We start from the raw sequence: 21,471 nt of genomic DNA on the forward strand, positions 1-21,471 counted from the left end.
TAGGTTATCTTACTGCCGTATGCAGCTTATCAATAAATTTCAGGGCTTTTCCTGTTCCCACCGCTACAGATTCAAGCGGGCTTGGGGCAAGGTGAACAGGCACAACAATCTCATGTGAAAGCCACTCCTGCATGCCGTTTAAAAGGGCACCGCCGCCGGAAAGGATTACACCGCGGTCTACGATGTCTCCGCTAAGTTCGGCCGGGCTGTCCTCTAGGGTTGCTCGGATTGCTTCAAGAATATGAAGCAATGATTCTTTGATTGCATCGCGGATTTCATAGGAAGACAGTGTAATAGTCTTAGGAAGGCCGGTAACAAGGTCGCGGCCGCGCACTTCCATTGTCAGTTCTTCATGGTCAATCAGCGCGTAGCCGATTTCCATTTTAATACGCTCGGCTGTTCTTTCACCAATAAGGACGTTGTATTCTTTACGTACATATTGAATGATATCATCGTCAAGTCTGTCCCCGCCAATGCGGATTGAATTGCAGGCAACAACTCCGCCAAAGGAGATGATGGCTACTTCTGTTGAACCGCCGCCAATATCAACGACTACGTTCGCGACAGGCTCATCGACAGGCATGCCTGAACCAATTGCTGCAGCCACAGGCTCTTCGATCAGATGTACCTTCTTAGCACCCGCATTGCGGACAGCATCATGAATGGCTCTTCTTTCAACACTTGTCGAACCAGATGGTGTACATACAACGACATTCGGCTTTCTGATAGCGAATCCGACTTTTTTCGATGCTTTTCGCATTACCTGGCGAAGCATTTCAGTTGTTGTGTCATAGTCAGCAATAACCCCGTCTTTAAGAGGACGGATGGCAACGATGCGGCCTGGTGTTTTCCCGATCATTTCTTTTGCTTCTTTACCGACAGCTAACACTTTTTTCGTTTCTGTATCAATTGCTACTACGGAAGGTTCATTAAGGATAATTCCTTTTGTTTTGCTGTATACAAGTATATTAGCAGTTCCTAAGTCTATTCCAATTTCAGATGTATTTAACATGATTTCTTCACCCAATTTCAAATTTATATTGTAACAATATAACCTTCTAATAAATTAACACGATTTTGGGGGTAAGCCTTTGTTTGTTATGGAATCGTTAATAAAATGTAATTTTATAAGAAAATTTTAGGAAACTTGTCGAATAGGAAACTGGAAAGTTGTTCATAATGCATAAATGTTCTGTTTTTATGAAAAGAATGGTAAGATGATACCTGAAAAATTTTCCTGCTATATGGTAGGATAAAATTAGAATGGCAGTAAAGGCAGTGAACAGATGAGTGAAAAACAAAAACTTGCAGTGCTGATTGGCCCTACAGCTGTTGGGAAAACAAAATTAAGCATTCTTCTGGCAAAAAGATTTAATGCCGAAATCATCAGCGGAGATTCCATGCAAATTTATAAAAGAATGGATATTGGCACGGCAAAAATTAAAGAAGAAGAAATGGAAGGGATTCCGCATCATCTAATTGACATCAAAAATCCTGAAGAGCCCTTTTCAGCAGCAGAATTTCAGGAACTCGTCCGAAGTAAAATCACAGAGATCACTTCTAGAGGCAAACTTCCAATGATTGTTGGTGGTACGGGATTGTATATTCAATCTGTTATTTATGATTACCAATTTTCAGATGCGCCTTCAGATGAAGGATTTAGAAAAACCTTGGAGGAACGCGCCGAAAGGGAAGGGCACAATGTTCTATATGAGGAACTTCTGGAGATTGACCCTGAAAGCGCAGAAAAAATTCATCCCAATAACACTCGAAGAGTAATCAGGGCGTTGGAAATTTACCATTGCACAGGTAAAACGATGTCCCAGTATCAGGAAAAACAAAACCCTGAACTTCTTTATGATATGGCGCTGATTGGCTTAACTATGGATCGGGAAACCTTATATGACCGCATCAATCAGAGAGTCGACATCATGATGCAGGAGGGTTTGCTTAAAGAGGTGCAATCCCTTTATGATCATGGATTAATGGATTGCCAGTCCATTCAGGCCATCGGGTATAAAGAGCTGTATGAATACTTTAATGGGCGTGTTTCATTGGAGGATGCTGTAGAATTTCTGAAGCAAAATTCAAGAAGATATGCAAAAAGGCAGCTGACATGGTTTCGAAACAAGATGAATGTGGAATGGTTTGATATGTCCGATTCAGTCGATCCTCATGAGTTTGAAAAAAAATTCGCTGAAATTTCTGCTCATATTGAAGGAAAGCTGAAAATAAAATCGAATACATAATGATAGAGATAAAAGAGGAGGATAATAATGAAATCAGCAATCAATATTCAAGATCAGGTTCTTAACCAGCTACGAAAGGATAATACAAATTGTACCGTGTTCTTATTAAACGGATTCCAAATTAGAGGCTGTATTAAAGGCTTTGATAATTTTACTGTACTATTTGAATCAGAAGGAAAGCAGCAGCTTGTTTACAAGCATGCGATTTCAACATTCGTCCCTCAGCGCAATGTTCAACTGGATTTAGAAAACCAGCAATAAAATATAACTGTCAGGAAGAAAAGCCCGCTTTGACTGAAGCGGGCTATTTTCTTATGTAAAGACAAATATTTTTAATGAAATGGATGATGGCTGAATACATATAGATATGAGAATTTAATGTGGATATGAGGGGGGAGCCGATTGTGGCTTGTTCCCCATGAATTGGCAGTATGCAGCCAGTTATCCGCACCCTCTAAGCGGAGAAAAACCCGTTATTTCTTGGGAAACCGCATGAACCGACACTCCTGCATTGATTCTTGTTGAAAATGGCGGGACCTTGTCGCATTTTAGCCTAACAACCGTATTCTCGGGGATCATATAGGCTTTTGTCACAACGATTACTTCTATGCGTATACTGTGCTAAGAATGTGAGGTGATAGCTTTTGGACCAGCCGATTCGCCTGAAAAATAACGGACAGATCAGCATCGTGCTCAATTCACAAAAGCGTAAAACATACACAAAAGAGCTTCCAGAATCCCAAGCGGCTCCAAAAGCCATTCCGGCTGAGCATACAGCTCTCAAAGAAATTGAAGAAGAACTTGGCGCTCTTGTGGGAATGGAAGAAATGAAGAAAATGATCAAGGAGATTTATGCCTGGATTTATGTGAATAAAAAACGGGAAGAAGCCGGTCTCAAAGCTGGAAAGCAGGCATTGCATATGATGTTCAAAGGCAACCCCGGCACAGGTAAAACTACGGTTGCCCGATTAATAGGCAAGCTTTTTCAAAAAATGAATGTGCTGTCAAAAGGACATCTGATTGAAGCAGAGCGGGCAGACCTTGTCGGTGAATACATTGGCCATACCGCCCAAAAGACAAGGGACCTGGTCAAAAAAGCGATAGGCGGGATTCTGTTCATCGACGAAGCATACTCATTAGGCAGAGGCGGAGAAAAAGACTTCGGCAAGGAAGCCATTGACACCCTTGTCAAGCATATGGAGGACCGACAGCATGAGTTTATCCTGATTTTGGCAGGCTATTCCAGAGAAATGAATCATTTCCTGACGCTGAATCCGGGTCTTCATTCCCGTTTTCCTCTTGTTGTTGACTTCCCTGATTACTCGATAGAGCAGCTGATGGAAATTGGGCAGATGATGCTAAAGGAAAGGGAGTATACTTTAAGTCACGAATCCGAAAAGAAGCTGAGGGAGCACTTGCATTTTGTAAAAACCAATCTCAGCCCCAACAGCTTTTCGAACGGGCGCTACATCCGAAACATTCTTGAAAAATCAATCAGGGCACAGGCCATGCGCCTGTTAATGCAAAACAGCTATGACAAACATGATCTGATGACCATCAGGAGCAATGATTTGGTGTTTGAAGAAGCTGATTAAGGGGATATTGTAATAAAATAGACAGTGTCAATGAACATTGGCATTGTCTTTTTACTGGAGGAGGAATGTATATAATGAATGAAATTACAGTTTATACTACGAATACTTGTCCGTACTGTACGATGGTGAGAAATTCCTTGATCAGCAGGGGCTGGAGTATAAAGAGGTTAATGTCCAGAATGACCAGAGAGAAGCACAAAAACTGGTTGAAACCACAGGCCAAATGGGAGTGCCTCAAATCAATGTGAATGGAAAATGGGTTATAGGCTTTGATCCGAATACGATTATGGCGAATGTAAATCAATAATATAGAGAGGCCTGCTCGTGGAATGAGCAGGTCTTTTTAGTAAGATAAAAATGTTTGCAATAACAATAATAAAAGCACCAGCTTAAGCCGATGCTTTTGTCCCAAGCCTCTTAACGGGAAGCTTCCAATTATATGTGTAAGATAATACCCTCAAAGCGGTAATAATGATAAACAAAGCATAAAGTTCAAACGGTGCTGATGCGATTCCGAATCCGACTGCGAAGCCGCAAAGGATAGCCCAGACAGCATAAATTTCAGAACGTAATACAAGCGGTTTTCTTCTTGCAAGAAGGTCGCGGACTATTCCACCGCCGCTTCCTGTCAATACTGCTGCCACAATTACAGCGCTTAAAGGATGATTCATTTCCGTTGCGTACAATGCTCCTTGGATGGCAAATGCGGATAATCCGATTGCGTCAGTGAAATTTCCCCACTTTTGCCAGTGTTTGAGCAGGTTGTTCGGGAACAGCATTACTGCTGTGATGGATAAAAGGGCAATCTGAAAAAATAACCCCTGTTCCCAAAGGGCAGAGACTGGAACACCTATTAGCAAGTTTCGGATGGCCCCGCCGCCAAAAGCAGTAACAATCCCGAGGATATAAACACCCAAAATATCATATTCTTCTTCCATGGCTACAATTGCACCGCTGACAGCGAATGCAATAGTGCCAATCATACTTAAAACTTCCCATGTCATATGCCATTTCTCCTCATGATGCAAATCTCTAAATCTATTATTGTCCAAGTTAATTACAAACGTAAATTCTTTCCAAACAATATGATTTTAACACGGAAAAAAAGAAATTCAACCTTTTTTACACATTTAAACGTAATGTACAAAAGCCTATGATTAGCGGTGAGATTAGTATTTGACCAGGTTTTTTGTTATGATCAATTAAAATAAGAATATGAAAGAGGGATGCTGGTTGGAACACAAGCCAGATTATGAAAAGGTTATTCTTGTCGGTTGCCATACTGAAGATGATGATCAGCGGTTTGAATATTCAATGGAAGAATTGGAATCCTTAACGGAAACCGCCAACGGGAAAGTATTAGCTTCGGTGACACAAAAAAGGGAACGTGTTCATCCGTCTACATATATAGGAAAAGGAAAAGTGGAAGAATTGGCTGCTCTTCAGGAAGAAATGGAAGCAGATATTATCATTTTTAACGATGAGCTTTCACCAAGCCAGGTTCGAAACCTATCTGCAGATTTGGATGCACGAATCATTGACCGCACACAGCTGATATTAGATATCTTTGCTCAGAGAGCACGCTCTAAAGAAGGGAAACTGCAGGTTGAGCTGGCTCAATTGCAGTATCTGCTGCCGCGCCTGTCAGGCCAGGGCGTCCAGCTTTCAAGACTTGGAGCGGGAATTGGCACAAGGGGACCGGGTGAGACAAAGCTTGAGTCAGACCGCCGGCATATCCGCCGCCGCATTGATGATATTAAGACCCAGCTTTCGGTCATTGTGCAGCACCGGGACAGATATCGTGAACGGAGGAAGAAAAACAAAGCTTTCCAAATTGCGCTTGTCGGCTATACAAACGCAGGGAAGTCCACGATTTTTAACAGGCTGTCTGAAGCAGATTCTTATGAAGAAAACCAGCTGTTCGCCACACTTGACCCAATGACCCGCAAGCTGATTTTGCCAAGCGGATTCATTACACTTGTGACAGATACAGTCGGATTTATTCAGGATTTGCCGACTACGCTGATTGCGGCCTTCCGATCCACCCTGGAAGAAGTAAAGGAAGCAGATCTCCTTCTTCATGTAGTCGATATGTCCAATCCGGATTATTACCAGCATGAACAGACAGTCAATAAACTAATAGAAGATTTGGAAAATGATAAAATACCGCAGCTGACGGTATATAATAAGAGTGATCTGAAGCATCCTGATTTTGTCCCGACCGCCAGGACAGAAACAATTCAAATCAGTGCCTTTGAAGAAGATGACCGCAATGAGCTGAAACGGAAGATCGAGCAGATGATCCTGGGGATGATGAAGCCTTACCATGTTGAGGTGCCGTCGACAGAAGGGAAACTGCTGTCACAGCTTAAGAATGAAACCATCCTGAGGGAATTGACTTTTAATGAAGACAAAGAACTCTATGTCTGCAAGGGCTATTACCTCGAAGACCATCAAATCTCAGGACCTTTAACGAAATATACCGTATAGTTAGGAGAACATCATGTTTCAACAGTTATCACAAGGAGAAAAGCTGCAGCCGATTGTAAAAGAAGTGGAGCAGCAAATTTCAGAAGTATTAAAGAACATTGATGAGCGGATTGATGAGAATCAATTCCGTGTATTAAAGAGCTTTCAAAATTTCAAAGTCAGCGATTCTCATTTCATTCCATCAACCGGTTACGGTTACGATGATATCGGCAGGGATACATTGGAGGAAATATATGCAGAAGTATTCGGCGGGGAAGCAGGATTAGTGCGTCCTCAGATTATTTCCGGCACCCATGCCATTTCCATTGCACTCTTTGGCGTATTGCGGCCGGGTGATGAATTGCTGTACATAACAGGAAAGCCGTATGACACATTGGAAGAAATCGTTGGAATCCGCGGAACAGGCAACGGCTCGCTGAAAGAGTTCGACATTGGGTACAATAGCATCCCGCTGAATGAAGATGGGAGCATCAATTACTCTGCGGTTGAAAAAGCAATCAAGCCGAACACGAAAATGATTGGCATTCAGCGTTCTAAAGGATACGCAACAAGACCATCCTTCACAATTGAACAAATAGATGAAATGATTCAGTTTGTAAAAGAAATTAAGCCGGATGCAATTGTTTTTGTTGACAATTGTTACGGGGAGTTTGTAGAGGACAGGGAGCCTTGCCATGTTGGGGCAGATTTGATGGCAGGGTCGCTAATCAAGAATCCTGGCGGCGGGATCGCCAAGACTGGCGGCTATATTGTCGGGAAGAAAGAATGGGTGGAAGCCTGTTCCTACAGAATGACTTCCCCGGGAATTGGTGCAGAAGCAGGTGCGTCCCTGTACAGCCTTCAGGAAATGTATCAGGGCTTTTTCCTTGCTTCACACGTTGTCGGCCAGGCATTGAAAGGGGCTGTTTTTACAGCAGCACTGCTTGAGCGGCTTGGAATGAACTCCAATCCAAAATGGAATAGTAAAAGAACTGATTTAATTCAATCTGTTCAATTCGATGATAAAGAAAAAATGGTGAGGTTCTGCCAGGCGATTCAATTTGCATCACCTGTTAATTCCCACGTAACCGCCTACCCAGCTTATATGCCGGGATATGAAGATGATGTCATCATGGCAGCGGGTACTTTTATACAGGGTGCCAGCATTGAGCTGACCGCAGACGGTCCAATAAGGCCTCCGTACGTTGCCTATGTGCAGGGCGGCCTTACCTATTCGCATGTAAAAATGGCTGTATGCATAGCATTGAACCAATTGCTGGAAAAGGGTTTAGTCCAAATAAATTAGGTAAATATAAGAGGGACAGCTACATAGTTAGTTGTCCCTTTCTTTTGCTTTACTGAGAATTATATGAAAATATGAAAGGCAAAAATTTTTTGAAAAAATCATGTTATAAAACCTAACATTCTATTGACAGATTTTCTAACATTACATATAATAAACTCAAGAAGTAATTGAAATGGGGGAGAAATAGTTGACTGGAAGCGAAATTCGACGTTCCATGCCGCTTTTCCCAATTGGTACTGTCATGCAGCTGACTGACCTGACTGCAAGGCAGATTCGCTATTATGAAGAACACCAATTGATATCTCCAGCTAGAACTGACGGAAACAGAAGGCTTTTTTCCTTAAACGACATCGATGTCCTTCTGGAAATCAAAGATTTAATTGATCAAGGTGTGAACATGGCCGGGATCAAGCAGCTATTTTTCGTTAAAGAACAGCAAGCGCTAACTGAAACCATGAATAAACAAGCTGAAAAAGGGAGACGCGATCTATCGGATGAAGAAATCCGGAAGCTTCTGCGCAAGGAAATTGTGCAGGCGGGCCGTTTTAATCGCTCTTCATCCCGTCAGGGTAACATCCACCGCTTTTTCCATTAAGAAAGCCGTTTTTAGCTCGTTGATAATGTCTTGGATTTCCGGGCGCGCATTAACAGAGCAAAAAATAAATTACACATGTAAATTTAAGGGAGGAACTACCAGTGGCTAAGTTTACTAAAGAAGATATTAAACGTATTGCAGAAGAGGAAAATGTGAAATTTGTCCGTTTACAGTTTACGGATATCCTTGGAACAATTAAGAATGTGGAAATTCCAATCAGCCAGCTTGAAAAAGCGCTTGATAACAAAATGATGTTTGATGGATCTTCAATCGAAGGTTTCGTGCGAATTGAAGAGTCAGACATGAATCTATATCCAGACCTTGATACTTGGGTAGTGTTTCCTTGGACTGCAGAAAAAGGCAAAGTGGCTCGTCTGATTTGTGATATCTATAATCCGGATGGAACTCCATTCCTTGGCGATCCGCGAAGCAACCTAAAACGCATCCTTAAAGAAATGGAAGACCTTGGCTACACTGATTTTAACTTAGGGCCTGAACCGGAATTCTTCCTTTTCAAGCTTGACCATGCAGGAGAGCCGACTCTGGAACTAAACGACAATGGCGGATACTTCGACCTTGCTCCGACTGATCTTGGCGAAAACTGCCGCCGTGATATCGTACTTGAGCTCGAAGAAATGGGCTTTGAAATTGAAGCTTCCCACCATGAGGTTGCACCTGGCCAGCACGAAATTGACTTCAAATATGCGGATGCTTTAACAGCTTGTGACCAGATTCAGACGTTCAAGCTAGTTGTTAAAACCATTGCACGCAAGCACGGCTTGCATGCGACATTTATGCCTAAGCCATTATTCGGTGTCAGCGGATCTGGAATGCACTGCAACGTTTCACTATTCAAGGATGGGAAAAATGCATTCTTCAATGAAACCGGCGATCTTCAGCTAAGTGATGACGCCCGCCACTTTATTGCTGGTATCGTGAATCATGCAACTGCATTTACAGCTGTGACAAACCCTATCGTTAACTCATACAAGCGTCTGGTACCGGGCTATGAAGCACCTTGCTATGTTGCCTGGTCTGCTCAAAACCGTTCACCTCTCATCCGTATCCCTGCTTCCCGCGGAGTAAGTACACGTGTTGAGGTGCGGAGCGTAGACCCTGCTGCGAACCCATACCTTGCTATGGCTGTATTATTAAAAGCTGGCCTGGACGGAATCAAAAATAAAATGACTCCTCCTGCTCCAGTGGACCGCAATATCTATGTAATGACAAAAGAAGAGCGTGAGGAAGAAGGAATCAAAGATCTGCCTCCTACTTTGGCAGCGGCCCTTGAAGAGCTAAAGAGAGATGAGGTAATTGTTTCTGCTCTTGGCGATCACATTTTTGAACATTTCATTGAAGCGAAAGAAATCGAGTGGGATATGTTCCGTACGCAAGTGCATCCATGGGAGCGCGAGCAGTACCTGAGCATGTACTAAGAAAATATGACAACCCCTGGCTGATAAAGTCAGGGGTTGTCATTATGGAAAATGCAAAAACCCCGTTTTTAAATGAACGAGGTTTTAACCAATTTCTATCTCTCTGCATCTCTCTATTCTTTGTGTCTTATTTTTAAGAAATCGAGACATGTCAGCAGTGCATCTCCTCCAAATCCTGCAATTACTGCCAGTAGAACTACTTTTAAGGCAGAGTCAGGATCTGAAGATACGACCAAAAAAACAGCCGCTAAAGCCCCCATGATTACCTCTTCAAAGACCCCCAGATAGATGAATTTTTTTGTCCTTCTGGGTTTAACCATTTTGCCTTCTTTTCGAATATGTCCAACGACACCGACCAGCCCACCAATCAACAAAGCGAAGGTAATGTTCAAAAACATTTTTTCTTCACACTCCTAAAGTCGAGATTTTGGACAAGCGACCTTAGGTTGATTCTCGGTGTATTACCATTATATTGAAAGTGAATATAAAATAACATGCATAAAAATACCGAATTTTCTGAATAATAAATTAGTCATTCATGACTGTAACCTTATGTTTGAATAAAAGTATCAGTTACTTTCGTAGGATTTAGGTGATAGCACCAGGTAATAGGAACTGATAACCTTCTTAAAATTGGAAAAAACAAAAAGCAGGCAGAGATGCCTGCTTCTTAATAATCTATTAATGCATGTGACGGTATACGCCTATAACCTTGCCAAGAATAGAAACATTTCGAAGTATTATTGGTTCCATTGTGGAGTTTTCCGGCTGCAGACGGATAAAGTCTTTTTCTTTAAAGAATCTCTTGACAGTCGCTTCATCTTCCTCTGTCATCGCAACTACTATATCCCCATTATTTGCAGTGCTCTGCTGTTTGACAATTACATAATCTCCATCAAGGATTCCTGCTTCAATCATACTTTCTCCCATGATTTCAAGCATGAATACATGCTCGTCAGCCGGTGCCATTCTTTCCGGAAGAGGGAAGTATTCTTCAACATTTTCAATTGCCGTTATCGGCTGCCCTGCAGTTACTTTACCGACGATTGGGACATTAACTGCACTGACCTTGGGAATGTTAGAAGCCTCGTCCAAATCTAAAATTTCAATAGCACGAGGTTTTGTAGGGTCCCTGCGGATCAGCCCTTTGCTTTCAAGTCTGGCCAGATGACCGTGAACGGTCGAACTTGAAGCCAGGCCGACTGCTTCACCGATTTCCCTTACAGAAGGGGGATATCCTCTCAATTTAACTTCTTCTTTTATAAACTCTAATATATCTTGCTGTCTTTTTGATATTTTCACCATCTTTACGCACCTCGTATGTGTTTTAATTGTCTCAATTATAGCATCAATTACCATATGATACAAACATAAGTTCGAATTTATATTGACGCAAAACAAATGTTCGGTATATAATGAGATCAACAAATACGAACATACATTCTTTTAAGGTGGTTTATTATGCTGAACAAATTGTGGAAATCATATTCCTATGCTATTATTCTCTTCGTTTTAAGCTTGGCAGCATCGTTTATATTACTCGTGCTCATTGAAACACCTGATACAGAAAAGTTTGTGAAAGTCACTGTTGCAGAAGGTGATTCATTATGGAAGATTGCTGAAAATTTTTCTTCTGAGCATTCTCTGTCAACAGATCAATTTATAAATTGGGTAGAACAAAATAATGGGATAGCGGCAGGAAGGATTTTTCCGGGTGATGAAATTGTCATTCCAGTAAAAGCCCTGGATGACCAGCCATATAAAGAGCTTGCCAGTTCAGACCTTAACGAATAAGGAGAAGTTATGAAAGCAATAATTTACTGCAGAGTTAGTACAACAAAGGATACTCAGGAAACGTCCCTTTCAAGACAGGAAGAAGAGCTTTTGAACCTGGCAGAAAAGCATGACTTTCAAGTAGCCAAGGTCATCCGCGAACAGGCCAGCGGATACGATCTTGAAAGAGACGGTATATTGGAACTTTTAGACTTAATTAAAAAAAAGGATATTAATGTTGTTCTCATCCAGGATGAAACCAGGCTGGGGAGGGGAAATGCGAAGATTGCGATTCTCCATTGCATCTTTAAAGAGGAAGTCCAGTTATACAGCATCTCAAATAACGGCAAACTGGAGCTTTCGGAATCAGATTCGATGGTGCTGAGCATTGTAGGAATGGTTGAGGAGTATCAGAGAAAGCTGCATAACATCAAAATCAGACGCGGCATGCAGCGAGCTGTTGATAAAGGATACAGGCCCGAGAAAAACCTAAGTAATCAGGGTGCAAATGGCGGCAGGGAAAGAATAGAGGTCCCGATAGAGGAAATTGTCCGGCTGAGGAAAAACGAGTTAACGTTTGCTGAAATTGCTGCGACGCTTAGGGGGTTTGGCTATAATATTTCCAAAGCAACCGTCCATAGAAGGTACAAAGAACATATTGATTCGCTTTCTGAGTAGAGCACTTTTCTTGTAAAAGGTGCTCATTTTTAGTATGATGGCATTTGAGTTTCAGTATTGTTCCATATCTGAAGCTGCTGTATAATAAAAACTTCCATCAGAATTGTTCAAAGGTTAACTTTTGATATAAAGGAGTTTTAATAAATGCTGCCTAAACAAAAACTTGCCCGAATTAATGAACTGGCAAAGAAGGCCAAGGAATCCGGACTAACAGAATCAGAAGCGAAAGAACAGACGTCTTTGCGCAAAGAGTATTTGGAGACTTTCCGCTCTGGCATGTTAAACACGCTGAAGGGCGTTACAATCGTTGACCCGAAAGGGAACGATGTAACACCGAAAAAACTGAAAGAATTCCAAAATAAAAACCGCCTTCACTAATAGTATAATTGCAAGGGATACACAGCGCTGTATTCCTTCTTTTAATAGAGGAGATGGCAATACTGACCTATCTCCGCTTTTTTTACATATGCCGGATCTTTTTGTGTCAATATAGTAACAAACCGGCTTTTTTTGTCCTTTACCTGACCCTATTGGTTGTGAAAAAAAGGGACACCCGATAATATTAAGAGTGAAGAATTACTACTCGAAAGGATGTATTGAATGTTTAATCACACAGATGAACTATCCATCAGTTCTATTCGTACTTTATCAATTGACGCCATTGAAAAGGCGAACTCCGGCCATCCGGGCATGCCAATGGGAGCTGCTCCAATGGCTTATACACTTTGGACACGCTTCATGAACCACAATCCGAAAAACCCTGAATGGTTCAATCGTGACCGTTTTGTTCTTTCTGCCGGACATGGCTCTATGCTTTTATACAGCCTTCTTCATCTTTCCGGCTATGATGTTTCCATGAATGACATTAAAGAGTTCAGACAGTGGGGAAGCAAGACGCCTGGTCACCCTGAATTCGGCCATACTCCAGGTGTTGACGCAACAACAGGTCCATTAGGACAAGGTATTGCTATGGCTGTCGGTATGGCTATGGCTGAACGCCACCTGGCTGCAACATACAATAAAGACAACTTCAATGTTGTTGATCATTATACATACAGCATCTGCGGTGACGGAGACCTTATGGAAGGCGTTTCGGCTGAAGCTGCTTCCCTTGCCGGCCACTTGAAGCTTGGCAGATTGGTTGTTCTTTATGATTCAAATGATATCTCACTTGATGGAGACCTTGATAAGTCTTTCTCTGAAAGTGTTGAACAGCGCTTCAAGTCATACGGCTGGCAGTACATCCGTGTAGAAGACGGCAATGATCTTCACGAAATCGCAAATGCAATTGAAGAAGCGAAACAGGATGAAAGCCGCCCGACAATGATTGAAGTGAAAACAGTCATCGGCTATGGTTCTCCAAACAAATCAGGCAAATCTGATGTTCACGGCGCTCCTCTTGGTGCTGATGAATTGAAATTAACAAAAGAGGCTTATAAATGGACGTTCGAAGAAGACTTCCATGTGCCACAGGAAGTATATGATCACTTTAAGCAGCAAGTTGTTGAAAACGGTTCGAAAAAGCAGCAGGAATGGGAAGACCTTTTTGCTAAATACAAGGAATCTCATCCTGAGTTAGGGAAACAGCTGGAGAAGGCGATCAATGGTGAGCTTATTGAAGGCTGGGATAAAGACATCCCTGTTTATGAAGAAGGAAAGAGCCTTGCCAGCCGTGCTTCTTCAGGAGAAGTGCTAAATGCTATCGCTCAGAATCTGCCTTCATTCTTTGGCGGATCTGCAGACCTTGCAGGCTCCAACAAAACAATGATCAAAGGGTCGGGTGACTTTACGGCTGAATCATTTGATGGCCGGAACATCTGGTTCGGTGTGCGTGAGTTTGCAATGGGTGCTGCATTGAATGGAATGGCGCTTCACGGCGGATTAAAAGTCTTCGGCGGAACATTCTTCGTGTTCTCTGATTACCTTCGCCCGTCAATCCGTCTGGCTGCTCTTATGAATCTGCCTGTTACGTATGTATTCACACATGACAGTATCGCTGTCGGTGAAGACGGCCCAACGCATGAGCCTGTAGAACAGCTTGCTGCATTGCGTGCAATGCCAAACCTATCTGTTGTCCGCCCTGCTGACGGAAACGAAACAGCAGCTGCCTGGAAAACAGCAATCGAATCAACAAACAAGCCAACTGCATTAGTATTGACTCGTCAAAACCTGCCTACATTAAAAGGAACGGATTCAACGGCATACGAAGGCGTTCAAAAAGGCGGATATGTTGTATCTCCAGCTTCTAACAGCAATGCGGATGTATTATTGCTTGCTGCAGGATCTGAAGTCAGCCTCGCAGTTGAAGCTCAAAAAGCGCTTGAAGGTGAAGGCATCCATGCATCTGTAGTAAGCATGCCTGCCTGGGACCGCTTTGAAGCTCAATCAAAAGAGTACAAAGAAAGCGTAATTCCTAAGACAGTCAAGAAACGTCTTGCTATTGAAATGGGATCTTCACTTGGCTGGCACCGCTATGCAGGAGACGAAGGCGATGTTCTTGCCATCGATACCTTCGGAGCATCTGCACCAGGTGAAAAAATTATGGAAGAATACGGATTCACAGTAGACAACGTTGTAGCACGCGTGAAAGCATTGCTGCAGGGATAATGATATCCGGGAAGGGAGAGCTGAGAGGCTCTTCCTTTTTTTATACCATTAAAGACAATGAGTATTTTCAGCCGTCATCGAAAAACAAGATTACCATTAATCAAATCGGGGAATATGCAATAGTGAATATTTGTAAAAGTGTCCAACAGCAGATCTTCTTCCACCAAGAACCCTCATAATCAACTGAATTCTTCGCTTTCGACAAAATTAGTGAAAGTTTTTAACATCTTCAGACAGATTCTTTGAATTCGTTTACTTATAATTGAAAGAAATGGATTGTCCCGGAAGGAGGGGCCAGATGAGAGCTTATCAATTGTATTTAATAGAAGATGAATTTGCGTCCCATTATTTTGGCAGAGAGCGGATGTTTTTTCAGCTGTTTGAAGAGTATGAGCGTTCGTCAGGTGAAATGAAGGCTATTCTATCGAAGCAAATTGATTTTGTGACTAAGCCGATCCCGGGTTTAAAAGTGCATCAGTATATCCACCAGCAGCTCCAGAGAAAAAAAGACTTTATCATAGAAAAAAGTGCATACTATATAGAGATGAGTAAGAGAAGCAGGGCGAAGCTTGAAGTTTTTGAACGGAGCCTGGTTTTAGAAGCGGCCGGCAGCTATGAGGCAGAGACAGTTTTTTTCGAAGTGCTGCGAAAAAGCGAGTCTTCCTTTCTGGCTGTTGACCTCCAGCATAAACGCTATGGGTGGCTAAAACCGATAAAAGAGAGAAAGTTCGTCTAAAATAAGAGAAAAACTGAAGCAAATATTGTATAATAACCTTTGGTCTAGTACACTGTATGATAGACAACATGAAGGAGGAAGTTAGTATGGGTATGTACATTCTAGTTGGTGTACTGGCGCTTCTTGCCGGTGTAGCACTAGGATTTTTCATTGCTCGAAAATATATGATGAGCTACCTTGAGAAAAATCCGCCAATTAATGAACAAATGCTTAAAATGATGATGATGCAAATGGGCATGAAGCCATCTCAAAAGAAGATCAACCAAATGATGAATGCCATGAACAAGCAGACTGGCAAGTAATCAGGGACAAGCATCCCATCGGAAGCCACTTTTCTGTTACAATAACAGGAAGGTGGTTTTTTTATATCCAAAATGAAACCTTCTTTGAAAAAGACCGTATATATACTATGACAAATCGTGAAAGGAACGAGCAAAATGAAAAAAGTAATTCTAATAGGGCTCCTTACCGTTTCCATGATATTAAGCGGCTGTTCCGTCTTGGGAGAAGTGAATAACTCCATTGGCTATGTTAATGAAGCGACTGAGCATATTAATACATTAAGCGACTTTGCCGAAGAGGCGCCGCAACTGATTCAGGAGGCGGCAGCGGACCCGGCATTAAAGCAGGAACTTGAAGACAGATTGATGACACTTAAGCAGGAAGTTGAGGGATTTATCGCTCTTCAGGACATCCCGAAGCTGGCAGAAGATGTCCACCAGGAGCTTGTGACCCAGAATGAAGCGCTTCTTGCTGAAATCAATAAAGTATTGGAGAACGGCAGCCTTGCACTGGATCAGCTGGAGAATTCAGAGCTGTTCACTACGATTAATGAGGCAACAAGCCTGATAAACCGCATAGAAGCATTAGGGCAATGAAGCATCCATCCGGGTGCTTTTTTGTTGGGGAAAAAATCTTCCTTATTTTCTCAATATTTGATAAACTATTTAAGCTATTATGGATTTCGGAGGATGGGGTATGAAGGTCTTTTTGGATTTAATGTGGTTTTTTAAACAGGAGAAGAAGGCTTATGTAAACGGAATTTTTCTGCTGTTAATCGTGGCATTGCTGCAGCTGGTCCCTCCAAAGGTAGTTGGGATTGTTGTCGACTCGATTAAAAATGGTGAGCTGACTGCACAAGCATTAATCATGTGGGTTGGAATTCTGATTGTTGTTGGTCTTATGATGTATGTGCTCCGCTATTATTGGCGCATTATGATTTTCGGTTCTGCCGTTAGGCTGTCCAAACTCCTGCGTAACAGGCTTTATCAGCATTTTACGAATATGTCGCAGGCCTTTTACCAAAAAAAACGGGTAGGGGATTTGATGGCACATGCGACCAATGATCTGCAGGCCATTCAGCAGACGGCAGGAGCGGGTGTCCTAACCTTTGTCGATTCACTGGCGACAGGCGGTTTCGTAATCATCACCATGGCAGCAACAATCAGCTGGAAGCTGACGCTGATCTGTTTGATTCCGATGCCCTTCATGGCACTTCTCACAAGCTGGTATGGAACACTTCTTCATAAACGGTTCCACAAAGCACAGGAGGCTTTTTCTTCACTGAATGACAAAACTCAGGAAAGTGTCTCAGGAATTAAAGTGATTAAAACATTCGGCCAGGAAAAAGAAGATATAGAAGATTTCCGGAGGCAGTCTGAAGATGTAGTGCAAAAGAACATCTCTGTTGCAAAGGTTGATTCTTTGTTTGATCCGACGATCAGCATTATTGTAGGTATTTCTTTCTTCCTGTCTATTGCATTTGGATCAAGATATGTTATCGCAGGAGAACTGACAATCGGGCAGCTGGTATCATTTACAACTTACCTGGGTCTCCTGATTTGGCCAATGCTGGCATTTGGCTGGCTGTTTAACATTGTCGAGAGAGGCCGCGCCTCTTACGATCGGATTTCAGCTCTTCTTGCAGAAGAAATCGATATAAAAGATGATGAGACTGGCATCAATGAAGTTCCAAGCGGCGATATTGAGTACAGGATTGAGGAGTTCGCCTATGCGGGTGAACAGGAAATGCTGCTTAAGGATATTCATTTTAGGCTGGAAAGAGGAGAGACTCTCGGCATAGCAGGTAAAACGGGTGCGGGCAAAACCACACTGCTGAAGCTATTGTTCAGGGAGTTTGAAGGCTATAAAGGGGAAATTCTTTTTGCAGGACATCCTATCAGCCGCTATAAAGTCGGAAAGCTTAGGGAAGCGATCGGCTATGTCCCGCAGGAGCACTTCCTGTTCTCGGCAACAGTTGCTGAAAATATAGCTTTCACGAGGCCGGATGCAGACCTTGAAGATATTTATGCGGCTGCGAAACTGGCCAATATCCATGAAGATATTCTTGAATTTACGGAAGGTTATAAGACTGTTGCAGGCGAGAGAGGGGTCTCCCTTTCCGGAGGGCAAAAGCAGCGTATTTCCATTGCACGAGCACTTATGATGAATCCGGAAGTATTGATGTTGGATGACTCCCTTTCTGCTGTTGATGCCAAAACCGAGGAAGCGATTCTTACTTCATTGCGGGCCGAGCGGGCTGGCAAGACAACGATTATTACTGCTCACCGGCTGAGTGCCATTCAGCATGCGAATCTCATATTGGTGCTGGATGAAGGAAGAATTGTTCAGAGGGGAACACATGATGAACTAATGGCTGAAGACGGCTGGTATAAGAATATGTATCTGCGGCAGCAGCTGGAAGAGCTTGTAGAGCATGGGGGATAAGTCAATGGAAAAGACACCGATTATGAAGGAAAAAGAGCAGCGAAAGGTCCTTTTCCGGCTGCTTTCCTATACAAAACCGCATAAGAAAACAATTACACTTGCCTTCAGTCTGCTTCTGTTAACAACGATTGGAGACATACTGGGTCCGATTCTTGTCAAAATTTTTATCGATGATTATTTAACACCAAGGAACCTGGTTTTCGAGCCGTTATTTGCCCTTGGTGCAGCCTATTTGGGCATTCAGATCATGAATGTGCTGGTATCCTATTTTCAGCTGCTGAAATTTCAGGAAATCGCTTTGAAAATCATTCAGCAGCTGCGTGTGGATGTCTTTTCAAAGGTACAGTCACTGGGCTTGAAATACTTTGATAAAACGCCGGCGGGAAGTATTGTTTCCCGGGTTACCAATGATACAGAGGCAATTAAAGATATGTTTGTCAGTGTCCTGGTTACCTTTATTCAGGGTGCCTTCCTTCTGACAGGGATCTTTGTGGCGATGTTTATCCTGAATGTGAAGCTTGCCCTGTTTTGTCTGGTAATTCTCCCGATTCTCTTTATGATTATCCGGACTTACCGAAAATACAGCTCTGTTTTCTATAAGGACCTAAGGGAAAGGCTTAGTGAGCTGAATGCAAAACTGAGTGAATCACTGCAGGGAATGTCGATCATCCAGGTATTCAGACAGGAAAAAAGGCTGCGTAAGGAATTTGGCGATATCAATGAGCAGCATTATAAGGCAGGTATCCGCAATATTAAAATGGATGGGCTGCTGTTAAGGCCGGCCATTGACCTCGTGTATGTTCTGGCACTTATTATTATATTGAGCTTCTTTGGGATTTCTTCTTTTAACAGTCCCATCGAAATCGGTGTGCTGTATGCCTTTATCAGCTATCTGGACCGCTTTTTTGAGCCCGTGAATCAGATCATGATGAGGCTTTCCATGTATCAGCAGGCAATCATTGCCGCTTCTAGAGCGTTTGCATTGCTGGACGAAAAGGAACTTGCTCCTGCACAGGAGGATAAACTGTCTGATGGAATCCAGGAGGGAGAGATTGAATTCAGGAACATCAGCTTCTCCTATGACGGCAAGCGGGATGTATTGAAAAATATTTCTTTTACAGCCAAGCCGGGAGAAACCGTTGCTCTTGTTGGCCATACCGGCAGCGGCAAGAGCTCAATCATTAATTTAATGATGCGTTTCTATGAATATGAGCGCGGCGATATTTTCATTGACGGAAAAAGCATTAAGTCTTATCCAGCGGAAGAATTGCGCAAGAAGATGGGGCTCGTCCTTCAGGATCCTTTCCTTTTTTACGGGACAATTAAGGATAACATCAGGCTGCATAATGAAAGTATGACAGATGCCGAGATTGAAGCTGCGGCTCAGTTTGTTCAGGCTCATACATTCATAGACAAGCTGGAATACGGTTATGATCATCCGGTAGTTGAGCGGGGATCGACGTTTTCAAGCGGGCAAAGACAGCTCATTGCTTTTGCAAGAACGATTGCTGCCAATCCTAAAATTCTTGTGCTGGATGAAGCAACAGCTAATATAGATACTGAAACAGAGGAAGCCATTCAGACAGCACTGGAAAAAATGAGAAAGGGCCGCACGACGATCGCGATTGCACATCGATTGTCTACGATACAGGATGCAGAATTGATTCTTGTTCTTCATCAGGGGGAAATAGTAGAAAGAGGAACTCATCAGGAATTGCTGGCAAAGCGGGGATTGTATCATAAAATGTACCTGTTGCAGAATGGATCTGCTGAAAAAGTGGAGGATGCAGCAGGTTAATGGAGTAACAAAAAACAGCCTGCATTTGCTGCATGGCTGTTTTTTAATGTGTCCGCACTTTTTTTATGAAGCTTCGGTTATATTCATTTAATAGGGCATCCAATTCCTGGCTGTATCGGATTGCTGCGGCAGAGCTTAAGCCGCTTTTCATGGCCACTTGAATTAACTCTGTTCTTTTTTGTTCGATTAATGTAAGCAGTTCCTGTTTACACACGGCCAATAATTCCTCTCTGATCATTTCTTATATGTAGGCTATACTCTGCCAATTTGAATCCATGTCAAAAGCTGAAAGATAATAACAGAATTTGTTAAGATCTATACTAGTATATCGAATTATGGTAATAAATTCAAAAGAAACTTGTTTTAAACTTTAGTAACATTTACATTAAAATTACATGTTTCAGGTTGAAAACTAATATGAATTTTAGTAGCAGCTGGTGACACAAAATGTTCACATACTATCCATTATCTTTTCAAGATGGGATTTGTTAGAATGAAATGGAAAGAATGAGTATCAGGAGTTGTGAATATGACAGATTTGAATGTATTTATTGCATTAGGGGCAGGGTTTTTAAGCTTTGTTTCACCTTGCTGCCTGCCATTATATCCGGCTTTTTTATCGTATATCACCGGAATGTCTGTAGGGGAAATTAAAGAAGAAAATGCGATGATGCAGAGAAGGAGCATGGTTCATACACTATTTTTCCTGATCGGATTTTCGGCCATTTTTATCGCCATTGGGTTTGGAACAACCTTGCTTGGCCAATTCTTTCAGCAGTACCAGGATTTAATCAGGCAAATTGGCGCCATCTTTGTATTTATCTTTGGATTATTAATTGTAGGCATTATTAAGCCTGAATTTCTTATGAAAGAAAGGCGGTTTGAATTTAAGAATCGTCCATCAGGCCTTCTGGGATCTGTTCTGATCGGAATGGCATTTGCTGCAGGCTGGACCCCATGTACAGGTCCAATACTAGGGGCGGTCTGGTCATTAGCAGTCACAAATCCTAATTCCGCAATGGTTTACATGATTGCCTATATTCTTGGCTTTGCTATTCCATTCTTTGTTCTTTCCTTCTTCATCGGGAAAATGCAATGGATCAGGCGAAACAGCGCCAAGATTATGAAAATCGGCGGTGTATTGATGATGATCATGGGCGTAGTTTTATTCTTTGACTGGATGACAAAAATCATTATTTTCCTTTCACCGTTATTTGGCGGATTTACAGGTTTCTAAAAACAAGGGCACATTCATTTTGGGAATGTGCCCCTTTTTATGTTATAAGGAAAAAGGGCTATGACTGGTGGTCGAAATTTGTCATAATCTTTCAATTGAAATTTATCTGATAGTTCGATATATTGAAATATGTGTTCTTTCGGAGTGGATTAATGTATCTCTCTAAAGGAATGATTTTTTTCTGCCAGATGTTTAATAATTGTTATTATGGGTATTTTTTACTATATATGTAGTATAATAGAGATATAGCTTCCAATGCACTACA

The 21,471-nt window shown here is 42.2% G+C and carries 22 protein-coding genes and 1 pseudogene; 18 read left to right on the top strand and 5 right to left on the bottom strand.

Annotated elements, in window-relative coordinates; translation table 11 throughout:
* Nucleotides 1–4 precede the first annotated feature (4 nt).
* A complete protein-coding gene (gene mreBH, locus ACTHRG_RS02005; RefSeq protein WP_440230451.1) occupies nucleotides 5–1,012 on the bottom strand; it encodes a rod-share determining protein MreBH in 1,008 nt (335 codons plus the stop codon).
* A 274-nt stretch (nucleotides 1,013–1,286) separates the two neighbouring features.
* Between mreBH and miaA the strand changes: the two genes are divergently transcribed.
* From miaA to ACTHRG_RS02025, 4 genes and pseudogenes are all read left to right on the top strand, one after another.
* Nucleotides 1,287–2,249, top strand: a complete 963-nt coding sequence (gene miaA / locus ACTHRG_RS02010; RefSeq protein ID WP_440230452.1) for a tRNA (adenosine(37)-N6)-dimethylallyltransferase MiaA — start codon at nucleotides 1,287–1,289, stop codon at nucleotides 2,247–2,249.
* 27 nt (nucleotides 2,250–2,276) lie between these two features.
* Nucleotides 2,277–2,510, top strand: a complete 234-nt coding sequence (gene hfq / locus ACTHRG_RS02015; protein ID WP_035330690.1) for an RNA chaperone Hfq — start codon at nucleotides 2,277–2,279, stop codon at nucleotides 2,508–2,510.
* 383 nt (nucleotides 2,511–2,893) lie between these two features.
* A complete protein-coding gene (spoVK, locus tag ACTHRG_RS02020) occupies nucleotides 2,894–3,844 on the top strand; it encodes a stage V sporulation protein K (protein WP_440230453.1) in 951 nt (316 codons plus the stop codon).
* Between the two features lie 74 nt (nucleotides 3,845–3,918).
* Nucleotides 3,919–4,151, top strand: a pseudogene (locus ACTHRG_RS02025) (glutaredoxin family protein).
* Nucleotides 4,152–4,233: 82 nt separating this feature from the next.
* Here the strand turns inward: ACTHRG_RS02025 and ACTHRG_RS02030 are convergent.
* A complete protein-coding gene (locus tag ACTHRG_RS02030; protein WP_440230454.1) occupies nucleotides 4,234–4,848 on the bottom strand; it encodes a trimeric intracellular cation channel family protein in 615 nt (204 codons plus the stop codon).
* A 211-nt stretch (nucleotides 4,849–5,059) separates the two neighbouring features.
* Here ACTHRG_RS02030 and hflX point away from each other — a divergent pair, with 211 nt between their 5' ends.
* The 4 genes from hflX to glnA all read left to right on the top strand — a co-directional run bounded on the left by hflX (nucleotide 5,060) and on the right by glnA (nucleotide 9,650).
* A complete protein-coding gene (hflX, locus tag ACTHRG_RS02035) occupies nucleotides 5,060–6,334 on the top strand; it encodes a GTPase HflX (protein WP_440230455.1) in 1,275 nt (424 codons plus the stop codon).
* Between the two features lie 13 nt (nucleotides 6,335–6,347).
* On the top strand, nucleotides 6,348–7,619 hold the full coding sequence (locus ACTHRG_RS02040; protein WP_440230456.1) for an aminotransferase class I/II-fold pyridoxal phosphate-dependent enzyme: 1,272 nt from the start codon (nucleotides 6,348–6,350) through the stop codon (nucleotides 7,617–7,619).
* 187 nt (nucleotides 7,620–7,806) lie between these two features.
* A complete protein-coding gene (locus tag ACTHRG_RS02045) occupies nucleotides 7,807–8,214 on the top strand; it encodes a MerR family transcriptional regulator (RefSeq protein WP_076255925.1) in 408 nt (135 codons plus the stop codon).
* Between the two features lie 101 nt (nucleotides 8,215–8,315).
* Nucleotides 8,316–9,650 carry a type I glutamate--ammonia ligase gene (glnA, locus tag ACTHRG_RS02050; protein WP_048008929.1) on the top strand — a complete coding sequence of 445 codons (1,335 nt, stop codon included), beginning with the start codon at nucleotides 8,316–8,318 and terminating at the stop codon, nucleotides 9,648–9,650.
* Between the two features lie 113 nt (nucleotides 9,651–9,763).
* Here the strand turns inward: glnA and ACTHRG_RS02055 are convergent, their stop codons facing one another.
* Both ACTHRG_RS02055 and lexA read right to left on the bottom strand, forming a co-directional pair.
* Nucleotides 9,764–10,048 (bottom strand): DUF4257 domain-containing protein, encoded by a 285-nt coding sequence (locus ACTHRG_RS02055; protein WP_009330566.1) that lies wholly within the window; start codon nucleotides 10,046–10,048, stop codon nucleotides 9,764–9,766.
* 283 nt (nucleotides 10,049–10,331) lie between these two features.
* A complete protein-coding gene (gene lexA, locus ACTHRG_RS02060) occupies nucleotides 10,332–10,955 on the bottom strand; it encodes a transcriptional repressor LexA (RefSeq protein ID WP_076255926.1) in 624 nt (207 codons plus the stop codon).
* Nucleotides 10,956–11,111: 156 nt separating this feature from the next.
* Here lexA and yneA point away from each other — a divergent pair, with 156 nt between their 5' ends.
* The 9 genes from yneA to ACTHRG_RS02105 all read left to right on the top strand — a co-directional run bounded on the left by yneA (nucleotide 11,112) and on the right by ACTHRG_RS02105 (nucleotide 19,969).
* Complete coding sequence (gene yneA / locus ACTHRG_RS02065; RefSeq protein WP_076255928.1) at nucleotides 11,112–11,444, top strand: cell division suppressor protein YneA; 333 nt, start codon at nucleotides 11,112–11,114, stop codon at nucleotides 11,442–11,444.
* Between the two features lie 9 nt (nucleotides 11,445–11,453).
* Nucleotides 11,454–12,101: a YneB family resolvase-like protein gene (locus ACTHRG_RS02070; RefSeq protein WP_440230457.1), complete on the top strand. Its 648-nt coding sequence runs from the start codon at nucleotides 11,454–11,456 to the stop codon at nucleotides 12,099–12,101.
* Between the two features lie 144 nt (nucleotides 12,102–12,245).
* Entirely contained in the window at nucleotides 12,246–12,479 is a 234-nt protein-coding gene (locus ACTHRG_RS02075; protein WP_076255932.1) for a DUF896 domain-containing protein, read from the top strand.
* Between the two features lie 222 nt (nucleotides 12,480–12,701).
* Nucleotides 12,702–14,708 carry a transketolase gene (gene tkt, locus ACTHRG_RS02080; protein WP_440230458.1) on the top strand — a complete coding sequence of 669 codons (2,007 nt, stop codon included), beginning with the start codon at nucleotides 12,702–12,704 and terminating at the stop codon, nucleotides 14,706–14,708.
* A 298-nt stretch (nucleotides 14,709–15,006) separates the two neighbouring features.
* Entirely contained in the window at nucleotides 15,007–15,444 is a 438-nt protein-coding gene (gene sirA / locus ACTHRG_RS02085; RefSeq protein WP_048008923.1) for a sporulation inhibitor of replication protein SirA, read from the top strand.
* A gap of 86 nt (nucleotides 15,445–15,530) precedes the next feature.
* Nucleotides 15,531–15,746 (top strand): YneF family protein, encoded by a 216-nt coding sequence (locus tag ACTHRG_RS02090; RefSeq protein ID WP_009330559.1) that lies wholly within the window; start codon nucleotides 15,531–15,533, stop codon nucleotides 15,744–15,746.
* A gap of 135 nt (nucleotides 15,747–15,881) precedes the next feature.
* Nucleotides 15,882–16,322 (top strand): DUF6376 family protein, encoded by a 441-nt coding sequence (locus tag ACTHRG_RS02095; RefSeq protein ID WP_440230459.1) that lies wholly within the window; start codon nucleotides 15,882–15,884, stop codon nucleotides 16,320–16,322.
* Nucleotides 16,323–16,422: 100 nt separating this feature from the next.
* Nucleotides 16,423–18,171 carry an ABC transporter transmembrane domain-containing protein gene (locus tag ACTHRG_RS02100; RefSeq protein ID WP_440230460.1) on the top strand — a complete coding sequence of 583 codons (1,749 nt, stop codon included), beginning with the start codon at nucleotides 16,423–16,425 and terminating at the stop codon, nucleotides 18,169–18,171.
* 4 nt (nucleotides 18,172–18,175) lie between these two features.
* Entirely contained in the window at nucleotides 18,176–19,969 is a 1,794-nt protein-coding gene (locus ACTHRG_RS02105) for an ABC transporter ATP-binding protein (protein ID WP_440230461.1), read from the top strand.
* A 43-nt stretch (nucleotides 19,970–20,012) separates the two neighbouring features.
* Here ACTHRG_RS02105 and ACTHRG_RS02110 read toward each other — a convergent pair whose 3' ends face one another.
* Nucleotides 20,013–20,183, bottom strand: coding sequence for an aspartyl-phosphate phosphatase Spo0E family protein (locus ACTHRG_RS02110; protein WP_076256226.1), 171 nt, complete (start codon nucleotides 20,181–20,183; stop codon nucleotides 20,013–20,015).
* 315 nt (nucleotides 20,184–20,498) lie between these two features.
* On the opposite strand from ACTHRG_RS02110, the gene ACTHRG_RS02115 reads away from it, so the two are divergent.
* Nucleotides 20,499–21,206: a cytochrome c biogenesis CcdA family protein gene (locus tag ACTHRG_RS02115; protein WP_076255944.1), complete on the top strand. Its 708-nt coding sequence runs from the start codon at nucleotides 20,499–20,501 to the stop codon at nucleotides 21,204–21,206.
* Nucleotides 21,207–21,471: the final 265 nt, after the last annotated feature.

Origin of the sequence: Cytobacillus sp. SAFR-174, from assembly GCF_051964675.1 — a bacterium.
Taxonomy (GTDB): Bacteria; Bacillota; Bacilli; order Bacillales; family Cytobacillaceae; genus Cytobacillus.

Bases quoted from the DNA above. Each gene is read 5' to 3' on its own strand.
- mreBH (WP_440230451.1), bottom strand. From the start codon at position 1,012: ATGTTAAATACATCTGAAATTGGAATAGACTTAGGAACTGCTAATATA.
- miaA (WP_440230452.1), top strand. From the start codon at position 1,287: ATGAGTGAAAAACAAAAACTTGCAGTGCTGATTGGCCCTACAGCTGTT.
- hfq (WP_035330690.1), top strand. From the start codon at position 2,277: ATGAAATCAGCAATCAATATTCAAGATCAGGTTCTTAACCAGCTACGA.
- ACTHRG_RS02030 (WP_440230454.1), bottom strand. From the start codon at position 4,848: ATGACATGGGAAGTTTTAAGTATGATTGGCACTATTGCATTCGCTGTC.
- hflX (WP_440230455.1), top strand. From the start codon at position 5,060: ATGAAAGAGGGATGCTGGTTGGAACACAAGCCAGATTATGAAAAGGTT.
- ACTHRG_RS02040 (WP_440230456.1), top strand. From the start codon at position 6,348: ATGTTTCAACAGTTATCACAAGGAGAAAAGCTGCAGCCGATTGTAAAA.
- ACTHRG_RS02055 (WP_009330566.1), bottom strand. From the start codon at position 10,048: ATGTTTTTGAACATTACCTTCGCTTTGTTGATTGGTGGGCTGGTCGGT.
- lexA (WP_076255926.1), bottom strand. From the start codon at position 10,955: ATGGTGAAAATATCAAAAAGACAGCAAGATATATTAGAGTTTATAAAA.
- yneA (WP_076255928.1), top strand. From the start codon at position 11,112: ATGCTGAACAAATTGTGGAAATCATATTCCTATGCTATTATTCTCTTC.
- ACTHRG_RS02070 (WP_440230457.1), top strand. From the start codon at position 11,454: ATGAAAGCAATAATTTACTGCAGAGTTAGTACAACAAAGGATACTCAG.
- ACTHRG_RS02075 (WP_076255932.1), top strand. From the start codon at position 12,246: ATGCTGCCTAAACAAAAACTTGCCCGAATTAATGAACTGGCAAAGAAG.
- tkt (WP_440230458.1), top strand. From the start codon at position 12,702: ATGTTTAATCACACAGATGAACTATCCATCAGTTCTATTCGTACTTTA.
- sirA (WP_048008923.1), top strand. From the start codon at position 15,007: ATGAGAGCTTATCAATTGTATTTAATAGAAGATGAATTTGCGTCCCAT.
- ACTHRG_RS02090 (WP_009330559.1), top strand. From the start codon at position 15,531: ATGGGTATGTACATTCTAGTTGGTGTACTGGCGCTTCTTGCCGGTGTA.
- ACTHRG_RS02095 (WP_440230459.1), top strand. From the start codon at position 15,882: ATGAAAAAAGTAATTCTAATAGGGCTCCTTACCGTTTCCATGATATTA.
- ACTHRG_RS02100 (WP_440230460.1), top strand. From the start codon at position 16,423: ATGAAGGTCTTTTTGGATTTAATGTGGTTTTTTAAACAGGAGAAGAAG.
- ACTHRG_RS02105 (WP_440230461.1), top strand. From the start codon at position 18,176: ATGGAAAAGACACCGATTATGAAGGAAAAAGAGCAGCGAAAGGTCCTT.
- ACTHRG_RS02115 (WP_076255944.1), top strand. From the start codon at position 20,499: ATGACAGATTTGAATGTATTTATTGCATTAGGGGCAGGGTTTTTAAGC.